At 69.6% G+C, this 16,225-nt stretch carries 16 protein-coding genes; 12 read left to right on the top strand and 4 right to left on the bottom strand.

All coding sequences use genetic code 11. The annotated features are described in order from the left end of the window. The first annotated feature begins 17 nt into the window (after positions 1–17). The 7 genes from adhP (at position 18) to ACXYX3_RS05510 (ending at position 6,756) form a co-directional block, all read left to right on the top strand. The gene (gene adhP / locus ACXYX3_RS05480; protein ID WP_458610505.1) at positions 18–1,046 is read left to right on the top strand and encodes an alcohol dehydrogenase AdhP; all 1,029 of its coding nucleotides are present in this window, start codon (positions 18–20) and stop codon (positions 1,044–1,046) included. Positions 1,047–1,126: 80 nt separating this feature from the next. Then, positions 1,127–2,521 (top strand): ethanolamine permease, encoded by a 1,395-nt coding sequence (gene eat, locus ACXYX3_RS05485; RefSeq protein ID WP_458610507.1) that lies wholly within the window; start codon positions 1,127–1,129, stop codon positions 2,519–2,521. Positions 2,522–2,683: 162 nt separating this feature from the next. After that, entirely contained in the window at positions 2,684–3,127 is a 444-nt protein-coding gene (gene rplM / locus ACXYX3_RS05490) for a 50S ribosomal protein L13 (RefSeq protein ID WP_458610509.1), read from the top strand. A 41-nt stretch (positions 3,128–3,168) separates the two neighbouring features. Beyond that, entirely contained in the window at positions 3,169–3,597 is a 429-nt protein-coding gene (gene rpsI, locus ACXYX3_RS05495) for a 30S ribosomal protein S9 (protein ID WP_458611985.1), read from the top strand. A 115-nt stretch (positions 3,598–3,712) separates the two neighbouring features. Beyond that, positions 3,713–5,050, top strand: a complete 1,338-nt coding sequence (glmM, locus tag ACXYX3_RS05500) for a phosphoglucosamine mutase (RefSeq protein ID WP_458610510.1) — start codon at positions 3,713–3,715, stop codon at positions 5,048–5,050. A 42-nt stretch (positions 5,051–5,092) separates the two neighbouring features. Then, positions 5,093–5,389: a type VII secretion target gene (locus ACXYX3_RS05505; protein WP_458610512.1), complete on the top strand. Its 297-nt coding sequence runs from the start codon at positions 5,093–5,095 to the stop codon at positions 5,387–5,389. After that, a complete protein-coding gene (locus tag ACXYX3_RS05510; RefSeq protein ID WP_458610514.1) occupies positions 5,389–6,756 on the top strand; it encodes a hypothetical protein in 1,368 nt (455 codons plus the stop codon). Before ACXYX3_RS05505 ends, ACXYX3_RS05510 begins: the two co-directional genes overlap by 1 nt. Here ACXYX3_RS05510 and ACXYX3_RS05515 read toward each other — a convergent pair. Continuing rightward, positions 6,734–7,873: an acyl-CoA dehydrogenase family protein gene (locus ACXYX3_RS05515; RefSeq protein WP_458610516.1), complete on the bottom strand. Its 1,140-nt coding sequence runs from the start codon at positions 7,871–7,873 to the stop codon at positions 6,734–6,736. The two genes, ACXYX3_RS05510 and ACXYX3_RS05515, sit on opposite strands and share 23 nt — an antisense overlap. 44 nt (positions 7,874–7,917) lie before the next feature. Between ACXYX3_RS05515 and ACXYX3_RS05520 the strand changes: the two genes are divergently transcribed. After that, positions 7,918–8,493, top strand: coding sequence for a TetR/AcrR family transcriptional regulator (locus ACXYX3_RS05520; RefSeq protein ID WP_458610518.1), 576 nt, complete (start codon positions 7,918–7,920; stop codon positions 8,491–8,493). Here ACXYX3_RS05520 and ACXYX3_RS05525 read toward each other — a convergent pair whose 3' ends face one another. Genes ACXYX3_RS05525 through ACXYX3_RS05535 form a run of 3 tightly spaced genes read right to left on the bottom strand, consistent with a single transcriptional unit; the run spans position 8,494 to position 10,824 of the window. Further along, complete coding sequence (locus tag ACXYX3_RS05525; protein ID WP_241203133.1) at positions 8,494–8,916, bottom strand: PPOX class F420-dependent oxidoreductase; 423 nt, start codon at positions 8,914–8,916, stop codon at positions 8,494–8,496. It abuts the gene before it with no gap. After that, positions 8,913–9,950, bottom strand: a complete 1,038-nt coding sequence (locus tag ACXYX3_RS05530) for an LLM class F420-dependent oxidoreductase (RefSeq protein WP_241203132.1) — start codon at positions 9,948–9,950, stop codon at positions 8,913–8,915. Before ACXYX3_RS05530 ends, ACXYX3_RS05525 begins: the two co-directional genes overlap by 4 nt. Before the next feature lie 19 nt (positions 9,951–9,969). Further along, positions 9,970–10,824, bottom strand: coding sequence for a dienelactone hydrolase family protein (locus ACXYX3_RS05535; RefSeq protein ID WP_458610521.1), 855 nt, complete (start codon positions 10,822–10,824; stop codon positions 9,970–9,972). A 67-nt stretch (positions 10,825–10,891) separates the two neighbouring features. Between ACXYX3_RS05535 and glmS the strand changes: the two genes are divergently transcribed. The 4 genes from glmS (at position 10,892) to ACXYX3_RS05555 (ending at position 16,207) form a co-directional block, all read left to right on the top strand. Continuing rightward, positions 10,892–12,766 carry a glutamine--fructose-6-phosphate transaminase (isomerizing) gene (gene glmS / locus ACXYX3_RS05540; protein WP_458610522.1) on the top strand — a complete coding sequence of 625 codons (1,875 nt, stop codon included), beginning with the start codon at positions 10,892–10,894 and terminating at the stop codon, positions 12,764–12,766. Between the two features lie 247 nt (positions 12,767–13,013). After that, entirely contained in the window at positions 13,014–13,385 is a 372-nt protein-coding gene (locus ACXYX3_RS05545; protein ID WP_241203129.1) for an STAS domain-containing protein, read from the top strand. 22 nt (positions 13,386–13,407) lie between these two features. Continuing rightward, on the top strand, positions 13,408–14,811 hold the full coding sequence (locus ACXYX3_RS05550) for an NAD(P)H-hydrate dehydratase (protein ID WP_458610524.1): 1,404 nt from the start codon (positions 13,408–13,410) through the stop codon (positions 14,809–14,811). A gap of 10 nt (positions 14,812–14,821) precedes the next feature. Further along, a complete protein-coding gene (locus tag ACXYX3_RS05555; protein WP_458610526.1) occupies positions 14,822–16,207 on the top strand; it encodes a glutamate decarboxylase in 1,386 nt (461 codons plus the stop codon). Positions 16,208–16,225: the final 18 nt, after the last annotated feature.

Raw genomic sequence — 16,225 nt, forward strand, 5'->3', positions numbered from 1 at the left:
TCCCGTGGGATGAAGGCATGACCGAGAACACGATGCGTGCCGCCGTTGTCCACCAGCTGGGTTCGCCGCTGACGATCGACGAGCTCGACCTGCCCAAGCCAGACGACGGCGAGGCCCTGGTCAAGCTCGAGACCTCCGGGGTGTGCCACACCGATCTGCATGCCGCACACGGTGATTGGCCGGTGAAGCCGACCCCGCCGTTCGTTCCCGGGCACGAGGGCTACGGCACCGTCGTGGCCGTCGGGAACGGAGTGGACGACCTCGAGGTCGGGGACAAGGTCGGCAACGCGTGGCTGTGGTCGGCATGCGGCCGATGCGAGTACTGCCGCACAGGCTGGGAGACGCTGTGCGAGCACCAACGCAACGGCGGCTACACCGTCAACGGCAGCTTCGGGTCCTACATGCTCGTCAACGCCGCGTACGCGGCACGCATCCCCGACGGAGTCGATCCGATCGAGGTGGCGCCGATCCTGTGCGCGGGCGTCACCGTCTACAAGGGGCTGAAGGTGACCGACACCCGGCCCGGACAGTGGGTGGCGATCTCGGGCATCGGCGGGCTCGGCCACGTGGCCGTGCAGTACGCGATCGCGATGGGTCTGCGTGTCGTCGCGATCGACGTCGACGATGCCAAGCTCGAACTGGCCACCCGGCTCGGCGCGGAGGTCGCCGTCAACGCCCGCACCGCCGACGTCGTCGCCGAGGTGCAGAAGGCCACCGGAGGAGCACACGGTGTTCTGGTCACCGCCGTGCACCCGGAGGCGTTCGGTCAGGCCATCGGGTTGGCGCGCCGCGGCGGCACGATCGTGTTCGTCGGATTGCCGCCCGGGGACTTTCCCGCGTCGATCTTCGACATCGTGCTCAAGGGCCTCACCATCCGCGGATCGATCGTCGGAACGCGCCAGGACATGGTCGAGGCCATCGACTTCTTCGCCCGCGGCCTCATCCACCCGACCGTGCACACCGCCACGCTGGACGAGATCAACGACGTCTTCGCGCGGATGGAGCAGGGGCGCATCGACGGCCGGGTGGTCATCGACTACCGCTGATCTCGTCGGGGGGTTTAGCCGCAGACGGTTTTGAGCAATCTCACAGCGGAGACTCAGAGACCGAGGCGGGGAGCGCACCCATGTCCGAGCAATCCGAGGATTATCTGGCCCAACGGCAGCTGAAGACCGGGAGCGCGGGATGGCTGCTGCTCGCCGGTCTCGGTGTCGGCTACGTCGTCTCGGGGGACTACTCCGGCTGGAACTTCGGACTCGCCCAGGGCGGCTTCGGTGGCCTGGCGATCGCGGCGGTGATCATCGCCGCGATGTACCTGGCCCTGGTGCTCGGTATGGCGGAACTGTCGTCGGCGCTGCCCGCCGCAGGCGGCGGCTACACGTTCGCCCGCCGCGCACTCGGACCGTGGGGCGGGTTCGCCACCGGCACCGCCATTCTCATCGAGTACTCGATCGCCCCCGCCGCCATCGCCACGTTCATCGGCGCCTACGTGGAATCGCTGAACCTGTTCGGGATCAGCAACGGCTGGTGGGTCTACCTGGCGGTCTACGCCATCTTCATCGGTATCCATCTGGCCGGGGTGGGCGAAGCCCTGAAGGTGATGTTCGTGATCACGGCCGTGGCGCTGGTCGGTCTGGTGGTGTTCGCGATCGCGGCCGTGGGGCGCTTCGATGCCGCCAACCTCACCGACATCGCGGTCACCGACGCCGCCGGAGCGTCGTCGGTGTTGCCGTTCGGCTACCTCGGCGTCTGGGCGGCGCTGCCGTTCGCGATCTGGTTCTTCCTGGCCATCGAAGGTGTGCCGCTGGCGGCCGAGGAGGCGACCCGGCCGGAGCGCAACGTGCCGCGCGGGATCATCGCGGCGATGGGCGTGCTGCTGGTCACCTGCGTGACCGTGCTGGTACTGGTTCCCGGCGTCGGGGGCGCCGAGGCGATGTCGCAATCGGGCAACCCGCTGGTCGAGGCTCTCGGCAGCACGACCGCGGCCACAGTCGTGAACTACATCGGCCTCGCCGGTCTGATCGCGAGCTTCTTCTCGATCATCTACGCGTACTCGCGGCAGCTGTTCGCGCTGTCGCGGGCCGGCTACCTGCCGACCGCACTGTCGGTGACCAACCGGCGCAAGGCGCCGACGTTGGCGCTGATCGTGCCCGGGCTCATCGGTTTCGCGCTGTCGCTGACCGGGCAGGGCGATCTCCTGCTCAACATGGCGGTGTTCGGGGCCGCGCTGAGCTACGTGCTGATGATGGTCAGCCACATCGTGCTGCGGCGGCGCGAACCCGACATGGCCCGTCCCTACCGGACGCCCGGGGGCACGGTCACGACGGGTTTCGCACTGGTCATCGCCTCGCTCGCGGTGATCGCCACGTTCCTGGTCAACGTCGTCGCCGCGCTGTGCTGCCTGGGCGTGGTCGCCCTGTTCATGCTGTACTTCGCGGTCTACAGCCGGAAGCGGCTGGTGTCGAACTCTCCCGACGAGGAGTTCGCGATGGTCGCCGCGGCCGAGGACACCCTGTCCTGACCGTTTTGACCTGCGACGACGGCCGCGGGTAAGCTGCGTCGTTGGCGTGCGCTGCGCTTGCCGGAACCTCGGGTCTCCGTCGGTCGCCGAGGCAACGAGAGCGTACGCCTGACCGGCACCCGGAACCCCGGGATCCACCCGAGAAGAAACAGAGGTAGCGCTGTGCCCACGTACACGCCGAAGGCGGGTGACACCACGCGTTCGTGGTACGTCATCGACGCCACCGACGTGGTCCTCGGCCGGCTCGCCGTCGAAGCAGCCAAGCTGCTGCGCGGCAAGCACAAGCCGACGTTCACGCCGAATGTCGACGGCGGTGACTTCGTCATCGTCATCAACGCCGACAAGGTCGCCATCAGCGGCGACAAACTGACCAAGAAGTTCGCCTACCGCCACTCGGGTTATCCCGGCGGTCTGCGCAAGCGCTCCATCGGCGAACTGCTGCTCAAGCACCCGACCCGGGTCGTGGAGAACGCGATCGTCGGCATGCTGCCTCACACCAAGCTCAGCCGTCAGGTGCAGAAGAAGCTGAAGGTGTACGCCGGCCCGAACCATCCGCACGCCGCGCAGCAGCCGATTCCGTTCGAGATCAAGCAGGTGGCCCAGTGACCGAACCCGAGTACACGACCGAGAGCGTCGAAGCGGACGTCATGACCGAGGCGCAAGAGGCGCCGCGTGAGCCCGTGATCATCGACCGTCCGATCCAGACCGTCGGCCGCCGCAAGGAGGCCGTCGTCCGCGTCCGCCTGGTGCCCGGCACCGGCCAGTTCCATCTGGACGGCCGCACGCTGGAGAACTACTTCCCGAACAAGGTGCACCAGCAGCTCATCAAGGCGCCGCTGGTGACCGTCGACCGGCTGGAGCAGTTCGACGTCTACGCCCACCTCGACGGTGGCGGCCCGTCGGGTCAGGCCGGCGCGCTGCGCCTGGCCATCGCCAGGGCGCTCATCCTGGTCCAGCCCGAGGATCGTCCCGCGCTCAAGCGTGCCGGCTTCCTCACGCGTGACCCGCGCGCCATCGAGCGCAAGAAGTACGGTCTGAAGAAGGCCCGCAAGGCGCCTCAGTACAGCAAGCGCTGATCAGTCCGCTCGCAGGCGCCCGGTTGCTCTTCGGAGCGGCCGGGCGCCTGTCTTTGCCGTGTGAGCGTCCGCGGGGCATTAGGGTGCTCGCAGAATCGTGTGAGAGGTTGTCACCATGGCTCGACTGTTCGGCACCGACGGAGTGCGCGGCGTCGCCAACCAGGACCTGACCGCCGAGCTGGCGCTGGCACTGGGCGCGGCGGCGGCGCGCCGGTTGACCAGGTCCCATTCCGCGGGGCGGCGGTTGGCCGTCGTGGGGCGCGATCCCCGGGCCAGCGGCGAGATGCTCGAGGCGGCGGTGATCGCGGGCGTGACCAGCGAGGGCGTGGACGCGCTGCGCGTCGGTGTGCTGCCCACCCCGGCGGTGGCCTTCCTGACCGCTGCCTATGACGCCGAGTTCGGCGTGATGATCTCCGCCTCCCACAATCCGATGCCCGACAACGGCATCAAGATCTTCGGCCCCGGTGGGCACAAGCTCGATGACGACACCGAGGACCGCATCGAGGAGCTGGTGCGCCAGGGTCCCGGCGAGCGACCGACCGGCTCCGGGGTGGGCCGCGTGATCGACGCCGAGGATGCGCTGGAGCGCTACATCACTCACGTCGAAACGGCCGCGCGCGCACGACTCGACGGGCTGACCGTCGTCGTGGACTGTGCACACGGGGCGGCCTCGGCCGCGGCTCCGCTGGCCTACCGGGCCGCGGGGGCCAACGTGATCCCGATCAACGCCGATCCCGACGGGTTGAACATCAACGACGGCTGCGGCTCCACCCACATGGATTCGCTGCGCTCGGCCGTCGTGTCCTACGGGGCGGATCTCGGCCTGGCCCACGACGGCGACGCGGATCGCTGCCTGGCCGTCGACGCGCACGGGCGCATCATCGACGGGGACGCCATCATGGTCGTGCTTGCGCTGGCCATGCGGGACTCCGCCGAGCTGACGCGCAACACGCTGGTCACCACGGTCATGAGCAACATGGGATTGCACCTGGCCATGCGGGAGGCCGGAATCGAGGTCCGCACCACCGGGGTGGGGGACCGCTATGTCCTCGAGGAACTGCGCGCCGGAGCGTACGCACTGGGCGGGGAACAGTCCGGCCACGTCGTGCTGCCGGCGTTCGGCACCACCGGCGACGGCATCGTGACCGGGCTCCTGCTGATGGCCCGGATGGCGCAGACCGGCCGCTCCCTGGCCGACCTCGCGGCGCCGATGCAGACGCTGCCGCAGGTGTTGATCAATGTCGCCGTGGCCGACAAGGCGACGGTCGCCGATGCCCCCTCGGTGCGTGACACCGTCGCCGAGGTCGAGGCGCAGCTGGGTGACACCGGCCGAATCCTGGTGCGTCCCTCCGGAACCGAGCAGGTGGTGCGGGTGATGGTGGAAGCCGCCGACGAGGACACCGCACGCCAGCTCGCGGCGCGGGTCGCGCAGTCGGTCAGTGCCGAGTCCTGAGGGCAGGGAACCGCTGCGTCTTCCCGTGCGTCGAAATGAAGTATGGGGAGCACAGGTGTCGACGTCGCCGCGCTGCGCGCGGCCGCGCGGGAGTACGAGCGGGCCGCCGAGATGGTCGATCGATCGGTGCGAGACCATCTGTGCCAGATGGCCTTCGGTGCCTCGACGGCCGGACGGGCGTACGTCGCCCACGGTGAAGCGCTGCAGGCCGCGCTGCGGAGCCTGACGAGTTCGGTGTCGGAGTGGTCCCGCGCGGCCGGTGAGATCGCGACGGCCCTCGACGTCTCGGTCGACCGGTATGTCGACGCCGACGAGCGTGTCGCCGAGCGGGTGGGGTAGTGGCCGACACGTCCGACGTGCCCGGCCGGTTGGCGCAGGGCCGCCCGGCGGTGGAGGCGATGTCGGAGTATGTGTGGTCGGCTCATCAGATGGGTTTCACCGACCCCGATCTGACGTTGCATCCGGGGCAGATGCGTGACTGGTACGGCACCGAGTACGGCATGGATCTGGTTGTGCTGCAGCGTGATTGTGCAGCCCTCGATGCCGCGGTGCGCGCGACGCGGGAGGCGCTGGCCATCCAGGAAGATCAGGCCGGGGTGGTGTCGGGCGCCTGGTACGGCTCAGGCGCGCAGGCGGCGCGGCAGTTCCTGCACCGCCACGGCGTGGCGTCGGCGTCCGTCGCCGAGGCCCTCGCCGGCGCGGCCGCGACTCTGCGCCGCACCGTCGAGCAGTTGTGGCGCGCGGTGGATGCCAAGGTCGAGACGACCGTCGCCATCGAGTCCGAAGTCGGTGCGGCTCGCGAGCAATGGTTGACGGCCGCCACCACGGTCACCTCGGGGGTGGGTGATCGCGTCGCGGCGGCCGAACTGGTGGACACCTCGGTGAAACCGTTCGTGCAGAACAGGATCGGCGCGGAATGGCTGACCGCCGTGCAGTCCACCGGCGCGAGCGTGGCGGAGGCCTACCGTGCTGCCACCGCCGAGATCGGCGGCCGCACGCCGGCGGTGTTCGAGATCCCCGGCGCGCTCGGTCCGACTCCATCCACCATGCCGATCGCGCCGGCGCCGCCGGCCCCACCCGCTGTGCCGGCGCCTGCCGTTGCGGCTCCCGCAGCAACGGCGCCCGCGGCATGGACAGCACCCGTTCCGTCGCCCGCCCCGCCGCCTGCGACCCCGCTGCCGCCTGACCCGCCGCCTGCGACCCCGCTGCCGGCCGCTGCGCCGCCGCTCGTACCGCCGGCGGCGCCGCTGTCGGATCTCGGCGGCGGTGGCGCCGGAGGGGCGATACCGGCTGTGGGACAACGGTTCGCCGACGCCCTGAGTGGATTGCTGGGCGGTGGTACCGGAGGAGAGGCCGTGGGTGGTGCGATCGACCCGCCGGTCGACATCGACCCACCTGAGCCGCCCGACCCCGACGACGAGGAAGTGGGGGACGACTCCGAGGACGGCGAAGCAGAGGACGAACCCGAAGACGAGGAAACGGACGACGAGCCGGACGACGAGCCGGCAGAGGAACCCGAGGCCGAGCCGGGCGCGGAGGAGCCAGAACTCGAGGCTGCCACGCCACCGGCGCCCACGCCCCCGCCGCCGCCTGCCGAAGCACTGCCGCCCCCACCGCCGGCCGATGAGCGCACACCCTGTGACATCGCCGCCGACGAGGTGCCGCAGGTCGGCCCGCCGCCGGCTACCGGGCCAGGTGGCGGCTGATCACCAGGCGTTGAATCTGGTTGGTGCCCTCGAAGATCTGCGTGATCTTCGCCTCGCGCATGAACCGCTCGACCCGGTAGTCACGGGTGTAGCCCGCGCCGCCGAGCACCTGCACGGCATCGGTGGTGACTTTCATCGCGGCGTCGGTGGCGATCAGCTTCGCGACCGACGCCTGCCGCGAGTAGGTCAGCCCGGCGTCGCGGCGTCGGGCCGCGTCGAGGTAGGTGGCCCGCGCCGAGTCGACCGCGGCGGCCATGTCGGCCAACACGAACGCCAGCCCCTGATGGTCGATGATCTTGCGGCCGAACGTCGTTCGCTCCTGGCTGTAGGCGACCGCCGCATCGAGTGCCGCCTGCGCCAGCCCGACGGCGACGGCCGCGATGCCGAGCCGTCCGGCATCGAGCGCGCTGAACGCGATCTGCAGACCCTGACCCTCGGCGCCGATCCGCCGATCAGCGTCGAGAAATGCGCCTTCGTAGTGGGCGGCGGTGGTGGGCACGGCATGCAGGCCCATCTTCTCCTCGGGCCTGCCGAAGGTCAGGCCGTCGAGGTCGCCCGGCACCAGGAAGCACGAGATGCCTTGTGAGCCTTCGCCGGTGCGGGCGAACAGCATGTAGAAGTCGGCGACTCCGCCGTGGGTGATCCACGCCTTCTCGCCGGTGATGCGGTAGCCGCCGTCCGCGGCGGTCGCCCGGCAGGTGAGCGCGGCCGCGTCCGAGCCCGCCTGGGGTTCGGAGAGGCTGTAGGCGCCGATCGTCGACCCGCCCAGCATGTCGGGCAGCCAGCGCGAACGCTGCTCGTCGGTGCCGAAGGTCATCAGCGGATGGCAGGAGAGGCCGTGCACGCTCACGGCGACTGCGACGGCCGCCCATCGCGCAGCGAGTTCCTCGAGCACCTGCAGGTAGACCTCGTAGGGCTGACCGCCGCCGCCCCATTCCTCGGGATACGGGAGGCTGAGCAACCCCGCCTCCCCGAGCGTGGCGAACACGCCGTCGGGGTAGCTCTCGTCCTTCTCGTGCTGGTCGACGACGGGGTCCAGCACTTTGTCCGCGATCGTGCACGCGAGATCGATGAGGTCGCGGGCCTCGTCGGTGGGCAGCAGCCGATCCACTGGCATACGTCAGACAGTACTACAGGACCAAGTGCAGTACTATCGGCTCGATGAGCACGCCGACATTCGCCACTGCGCGGCGCTCCGAGCTCTTCGATGCCCTGGTCTCGCTGTTGCTGGCCGAGGGCTTCGCACATCTGACGCTCGACGACATCGCCGCACGATTGCGCTGCTCGAAATCGACCCTCTACACGCTGGCCGCCAGCAAGGAACAGCTGGTCACAGCCGCCACGAAGCACTTCTTCCGCACGGCGACCGAATCCGTGGAAGAACGTGTCGCCACCGCCGACGGAGCTCGCGAGCGTGTCACCGCCTATCTGCACGCGGTGGGCGAGGCACTCGATCCGGCGTCAGATCAATTCATGGCCGATCTGGACGCCTTCGCCCCGGCGCGCGACATCTACGAGCGGAACACCCGCATCGCGGCGCGGCGGGTGCAGGAGCTGATCGCGGCGGGGGTGGCAGCCGGCGAATTCCGGGATGTGCACGCCGCGTTCGCTGGGGAGCTCGTCGCGACGATGATGGTGCGCATCCAACAGCGCGCGGTCCGCGACCAGGCCGGACTCGACGACGCGGCGGCCTACCGCGAACTCGCCGCGATCCTCACCGGCGGGATCCAGGCGTGATCAGTTCGCCAGGTCGAACGCCTTGAGAACCTTCGTCGGGGTGACGCGGACCAGCAGTTCACCCGGCACGCCGTTGCGTCGGCCGAACTCCTCGGCGCGCTCGGCTCCCATGTACCGCCCGCCGATGCGGGTGGCGAAGGCACGCACCTCGTCGACATCCTCGCTCGTCGTCGCGGTGCCCTGCACCTGGACGAAGGAGAACGGGGGCCGGTCGTCGTCGCAGCACAGCACCACCCGCGGATCGCGCGCCAGCGCGCGGCCCTTGGCGGTGTCCTTGCCGGTGTTGAAGACGAGCTGCCCGTCGTCGACCACGAACCACACCGGGGCGACGAGCGGCCGGCCGTCGGCGGCGACGTATCCCAGCTTCGCCGTTCGCGTGCCGTGGGACAGAAACGCGATCACGTCGTCGGTCAGCTCGGTCATAGCAGCGACTGCAATTCCTCCACGAAGGCGACGGACTCGCGTCGGTCACCGGTCAACGGATGTACCAGCAGTGTCGTGACGCCGGCCTCGGCGAACGCCGCCACTCGCTCGGCGACGAAGCCGCGCGGCCCCACCAGTGACACCTTGCGCACCAGGTCGTCGGGCACCGCGTCGATCGCCTCGGCCTTCTTGCCGGCCAGGTAGAGATCCTGGATGTGATCGGCCACCTCGCCGAAGCCGTAGCGCGTCGCGAGGTTGTGGTAGAAATTGCGGCCGCGGGCGCCCATCCCGCCGATGTAGAGCGCCAATTGTGGTTTCGCCCAAGCCAATCGATCCTCGACGGCATCGCCGATCGCCAGGCTCGCGCTGACCATCACGTCGAGCGGGCCCAGTTCCGGATCGCGTCGGGCCGCACCGGCGCGCAGCGCTGCACCCCACACGTCGTCGGCTTTCTCCGGATAGAAGAAGACCGGCTGCCAGCCCTCGGCGATCTCGGCCGTCAGCTCCACGTTCTTCGGGCCGAGGGCCGCGATGGTGATCGGAATACGTTCGCGGACAGGCTGATTGATGATCTTCAGCGGCTTGCCCAACCCGGTGCCGCGGTCGGGCGGCAACGGCACCTGATAGTGCTTGCCCTCATGGGTGAGGCGCTCGCGCCGCCACACCTGCCGGCAGATCTCGACGACCTCGCGGGTGCGTCCGAGCGGCGCGTCGAACGGCACGCCGTGGAAGCCTTCGACCACCTGCGGTCCCGAGGTGCCCAGTCCGAGGCGGAACCGGCCGTCGGAGACGTAGTCCAGTCCGGCGGCCGTCATCGCCATCAGCGCCGGGGTGCGGGTGTAGATCGGCACCACGCCGGTGCCGAGCTCGATGCGCGAGGTGCGCGCGGCCAGGAACCCGAGCTGGCTGATCGCGTCGTAGGAGTAGGCCTCGGGCACCAGCGCGATGCCGATGCCGATCTTCTCGAGTTCGACGACCTCGTCGACCGCCTCGAGGAACCCACCCGCGTAGTTGAGGAAGATGCCCGTGCGCATGCCCTAGATACTCACACGATCACGGTTTGAGGAGCGCAACCACCTTGTTCTCGAGGTCCACCGGATCGTCGGCGAAGGGGTCCATGATCTGCGTCTTCGGCAGCGCCCCGTCGGGGTCGGCAAAGGCGCGGTAGGGCCCCTTGTCCTTCTCGCTGGCCAGCATGTGCAGCAAGTAGCCCGTCATCAGGGCCCGCACGATCCGCTGGGTGCCCTTGTCGGCCCCGGGAAGCCCGACGGCCGTCGCGAGGCGTCTGCCCTCGACCAGCCCGCCGGCTTTCGTCTTCGACGTGGACCGCAGCGTGGCCGGCTTCCAGGCGCGGGCCAGCTCCACGGCGTTGGAGCGCAGCGTCATGGGGTCGCCCGGATCGGCGAGGATCAGCCCCGGCACCGTCAGTCCCGCGGCCGGCTTCTCGGCGGGCGGGCTGCTGACCAGGGGATACGCGGCGACGACGGCCTTGACCTTGCTCGGCATCCCGGCGGCCGCGAACACCGCTGCCGACGCGCCGAACCCGTGGCCGGCGAGGCCGAGCTTGCCCGGATGCACGCTGATGTCACCGCCGCCCAGTCGCACGCCGGCGATGATGTCCAGCGCGGTGCCCAGGTCGTATGCCAGTGACAGCACCGACGGCGCGAGTGACGTCTCGGTGTCGGGCGCCGCCGCGACGATGCCCCACGACGCCAGGTGCTCCAGCGTCCCGCGGTAGCGCCCGGCGGATGTGATCCAGTCGTGGCCGAACGCCACACCCGGCAGGTTCTTCCCGCTCGCCGGGGTGTAGACGATGCCGGGCAACCCGGCGAAGGCCAGGTCACCGCACAAAACCTTGTGCGGCCCGCGGCGGGTCAACGCGCGGAAGAGCTTCTTCGTGCTGGCCACCCGACGACCGTATCCCACCCGGCATCCCGACCGGCAGACGACGTCGTCTGCCGTACCCTGGTTGGCTATGTGCGGAATCGTCGGCTACGTGGGGCAGCGCCCCGCCTGCGACATCGTCGTCGACGCGCTGCGGCGGATGGAGTACCGCGGCTACGACTCCTCGGGAGTGGCGCTGCTCGACGGGCGTGGTGGGCTGACGGTGCAGCGCAAGGCGGGCCGGTTGGCGAACCTGGAGGCGGCGCTGGCCGAGCAGGGTCGCGAGAATCTGGTCGGGTCGACGGGGGTTGGGCACACCCGCTGGGCCACCCACGGTCGGCCGACCGACCGCAACGCCCACCCGCACCGCGACGCCACCGGCAAGGTCGCCGTCGTGCACAACGGCATCATCGAGAACTTCACGGCGCTGCGCGCGGAGCTGGAAACCGCCGGTGTCGAGTTCGCCAGCGACACCGACACCGAGGTGGCAGTGCACCTGGTGGCCCGCGAGTACGACGCGGGCGAGCACGCCGGTGATTTCCCGGCGGCAGTGCTGGCGGTGCTGCGCCGGTTGGAAGGCCACTTCACGCTCGTGTTCGCCCACGCCGACGATCCCGGCACGATCGTGGCAGCCCGGCGGTCCACGCCGCTGGTGGTCGGGGTCGGCGAGGGCGAGATGTTCGTCGGCTCCGACGTCGCGGCGTTCATCGAGCACACTCGCGAGGCGGTCGAGCTGGGGCAGGACCAGGCCGTCGTGGTCACCGCCGACGGGTACCGGATCACCGACTTCGACGGCCGCGACGCGGACCCTTCGCGGGACTACCGGCGTTTCCACATCGACTGGGACACCTCGGCCGCCGAGAAGGGCGGCTACGACTACTTCATGCTCAAGGAGATCGCCGAGCAGCCCTCGGCGGTGGCGGACACCCTGCTGGGTCATTTCGCCGACAACCGCATCGTCCTCGACGAGCAGCGCCTCTCGGATCAGGAACTGCGCGACGTCGACAAGGTGTTCGTGGTCGCCTGTGGCACCGCGTATCACTCGGGGCTGCTGGCCAAGTACGCGATCGAACACTGGACCCGGCTGCCCGTCGAGGTCGAACTGGCCAGCGAATTCCGCTACCGCGATCCCGTACTGGACAGCCACACCCTGGTCGTGGCCATCTCGCAGTCCGGGGAGACCGCGGACACGCTCGAGGCGGTGCGCCACGCCAAGGAACAGAAGGCCAAGGTGCTCGCGGTGTGCAACACCAACGGCAGCCAGATTCCGCGCGAATGCGACGCGGTGCTCTACACCCGCGCCGGCCCGGAGGTCGGGGTGGCCTCGACCAAGACATTCCTGGCGCAGATCGCGGCGAACTATCTGGTCGGCCTCGCGTTGGCGCAGGCGCGCGGCACCAAGTACCCCGACGAGGTGGCTCGTGAGTATCGCGATCTGGAGGCCATGCCCGAGCTGATCTCCCGGGTGCTGGCCTCCAGCGAGCCGGTCAGGGCGCTGGCCACCCGGTTCGCGGCCGCGCAGACGGTGCTTTTCCTGGGCCGCCACGTCGGCTACCCGGTGGCGCTCGAAGGTGCGCTCAAGCTCAAGGAGCTGGCCTACATGCACGCCGAAGGGTTCGCCGCCGGTGAGCTCAAGCACGGTCCGATCGCGTTGATCGAAGACGATCTGCCGGTCATCGTGGTCATGCCGTCGCCGAAGAACTCGGCGACCCTGCATGCCAAGCTGCTGTCGAACATCCGGGAGATCCAGGCCCGCGGCGCGGTCACGATCGTGATCGCCGAAGAGGGCGACGACACCGTCGCGCCGTATGCCGACCATCTGATCGAGATCCCGGCCGTCTCCACGCTGATGCAGCCGCTGCTCTCGACCATCCCCATGCAGCTGTTCTCCGCCGGTGTCGCCCAGGCCCGCGGCTACGACGTCGACAAGCCCCGCAACCTCGCGAAGTCGGTTACCGTCGAGTAACCTTCTGACCAGCGCGATTATGACTCTCCTGTCAATTTAAGGAAGAATTAAGGGCGCTCTGTTAACGCCGTCCTCCCCGGGACCGATAAACCGAGTAACAACCGTTCTGCAAGCAGCGGTCGCCGGAGCCACGCGCCCGGCGCACGACGGAATTCCCCGTCACTGCGGCCCACTGCCGCATGAAATACAGGCACGCACGGTCTTCACGGCTGTGCGCTGGTGCCTGTCCGACCCTCGGGGGCACAGGATGAACGTGCAAGAACATCACCGCGGCCGCTTCGTGGTCCGCCCGCAGCGCGACGGCACGACGGTCGTCCTGCAGGTCGAGGGCGACCTCGACGTGCTCACCGCACCCACCCTGGGCACGCACCTCGACGTCGCTCTCTCCGATTCCCTGACGTTGTTGATCGTCGACATCACCGGTGTCGGCTTCCTGTCCTCAGCCGGTATCAGCATGCTGGTCGAGACCCACCGCCTCACCGAGAAGGCGGGTATCTCACTGCGCGTCGTCGCTGAAGGACCCGCGACCGCCCGCCCACTGCGGATGATGAAGATCGACGAGATCATCGACCTCTACCCGACGCTGTCGGACGCCCGCAGCGGCACGAAAGCGCAGTAGCCGCACGACGTACCGTGGGGCGATGCGGCACTACTACTCCGCCCAGCAGATCCGCGACGCCGAGGCACCGCTGCTCGACGCATTGCCCGACGGCGTGCTCATGCGCAGGGCCGCCTTCGGGCTCGCCACCGCGATCGTCCGCGAGCTCGGTGCGGTGTCCGGCAAGACGGTCTGCGCCGTGGTCGGTTCCGGGGACAACGGCGGTGACGCGCTGTGGGCCGCCACGTTCCTGCGACGCCGCGGTGCGGGCGCGTCAGCGGTGCTGTTGAACCCCGACCGAGCGCACGCCGCGGCGCTGGCCGCCTTTCGCAGAGCCGGCGGTCGCATCGTCGAAAAGGTGCCGCCGGCAACCGATCTCGTGATCGACGGGGTGGTGGGTATCGGTGCCACCGGACCGCTGCGCCCCGCCGCGGCGGAGGTGTTCGCCGGCACCGACGCGCCGGTGGTGGCGGTCGACATCCCCAGCGGGGTCGACGTCGCGACCGGCGCCGCCGACGGTCCGCATGTCAGCGCTGCCGTCACGGTCACGTTCGGTGGCCTCAAACCAGTGCACGCGCTGGGGCCATGCGGCCGTGTGGAACTCGTCGACATCGGCCTCGATCTGCCCGCCGCCGACATCCGGGGATTCGAGGCCGCGGACGTGGCCGCCCGCTGGCCGGTGCCGGGCCGCAGCGACGACAAGTACACCCAGGGCGTGACCGGTGTGATGGCCGGTTCCGCGACGTATCCGGGCGCGGCGATCCTGTGCACCGGGGCAGCCGTGGCCGCTCACTCCGGCATGGTTCGCTACGCGGGAACTGCTGCGGCCGAGGTGGTTTCGCACTGGCCCGAGGTGATCGCGACGAAGGACTTCACCAGCGCCGGACGTGTGCAGGCGTGGGTCGTCGGCCCCGGCCTGGGTACCGACGCAGCCGGTGAGGCCGCGCTGGCCTTCGCACTCGGCACCGACCTGCCCGTGCTCGTCGACGCCGATGGTCTGACGATCCTGTCGACCCATCCCGATCTCGTCGCCGGCCGGGACGCCCCGACCGTGCTGACCCCGCACGCCGGCGAGTTCGCGCGCCTGGCGGGCCACCCGCCGGGCGATGATCGCGTCGCCGCCGCCCGCGGGCTGGCCGACCGGCTCGGTGTCACCGTTCTGCTCAAGGGCAACGTGACCGTCATCGCCGAACCGGACGGCCCGACCTATCTCAACGTCGCAGGACAGGCGTGGGCGGCGACCGCGGGTTCCGGTGACGTGCTCTCCGGGGTCATCGGGGCGCTCCTGGCCGCGGGTCTGCCGCCCGGTGAGGCCGCCGCCGCAGCCGCGTTCGTGCACGCGCGCGCCGCCGACCTCGCCGCCCGCGATCCCGGGCCCGCACCCGCGCCGACGTCGTCCTCGCGCATCCTCGCTCATCTGCGAACGGCGCTCGGCTCGATCCTCTAGAAAGGACCACATGCCCAACGTCTCGCGCCACTCCTCGCTGACCCCCGCGTATTGCGGCCGCCTGTCGACCTCCCCGATCCCGGCGCTGCGCCTGCCCGACGAGTCGATGGATCCCGAGCAGACCTACCGCTTCATCCACGACGAACTGATGCTCGACGGCAGCTCCCGGCTGAACCTGGCGACCTTCGTCACCACGTGGATGGACCCCGAGGCCGGGCAGCTGATGTCGGAGACGTTCGACAAGAACATGATCGACAAGGACGAGTACCCGGTCACGGCCGCGATCGAGCAGCGCTGCGTGTGCATGGTGGCCGACCTGTTCCACGCCAAGAACCTGCGCGACGACGATCCGTCCAGCGCCATCGGCGTGTCGACGGTCGGCTCCAGCGAGGCGGTGATGCTCGCCGGCCTGGCGCTCAAGTGGCGGTGGCGGCAGAAGCTCGAGGCGGCCGGGCAGGACTGGAAGGGCCGCACGCCGAATCTGGTGATGGGCTCCAACGTCCAGGTGGTGTGGGAGAAGTTCTGCCGCTACTTCGACGTCGAGGCGCGGTACCTACCGATGGACCACGGCCGCTACGTGATCACCCCGGAGCAGGTGCTCGACGCGGTCGACGAGAACACGATCGGCGTGGTGGCGATCCTGGGCACCACGTTCACCGGCGAGCTGGAACCCGTCGGCGACATCTGCGCCGCACTCGACGGGTTGGCCGCCGACAAGGGCCTCGACATCCCGGTGCACGTCGACGCGGCCAGCGGCGGCTTCGTGGTGCCGTTCGTGCATCCGGACCTGGTGTGGGACTTCCGGTTGCCGCGGGTGGTGTCGATCAACGTCAGCGGGCACAAGTACGGGCTGACCTATCCCGGCATCGGCTTCGTCGTGTGGCGCAACGCCGACCACCTGCCCGAAGAACTGGTGTTCCGCGTGAACTACCTCGGCGGGGACATGCCGACGTTCACGCTGAACTTCTCCCGGCCCGGCAACCAGGTCGTCGGGCAGTACTACAACTTCCTGCGGCTGGGCCGCGACGGCTACGCCACCGTGATGCACTGCCTGTCCGACACCGCGCAGTGGCTGGCGCGGGAGCTGGCCGCGATGGATGTCTTCGAGGTGATCTCCGACGGGTCGGCCATCCCGGTGGTGGCGTTCACGCTGGTCGAGGACACGCAATTCACGGTGTTCGACGTGTCGGCGCTGCTGCGCAGCTACGGCTGGCAGGTGCCGGCCTACACCATGCCCGACAACGCCACCGACGTCGCGGTACTGCGCATCGTGGTGCGGGAAGGGTTCTCGGCGAACCTGGCCCGCGCGCTGCGCGACGACATCGTCGAGGTGCTCGAGAAGCTCAACCGCACCGGCGTGGGCGGGTTCTCCGACGAGGCTCACTTCGCCCACTGACCCACCGCCGGCAACGGC

This window comes from Mycobacterium sp. Panama NTM2 (assembly GCF_054355555.1).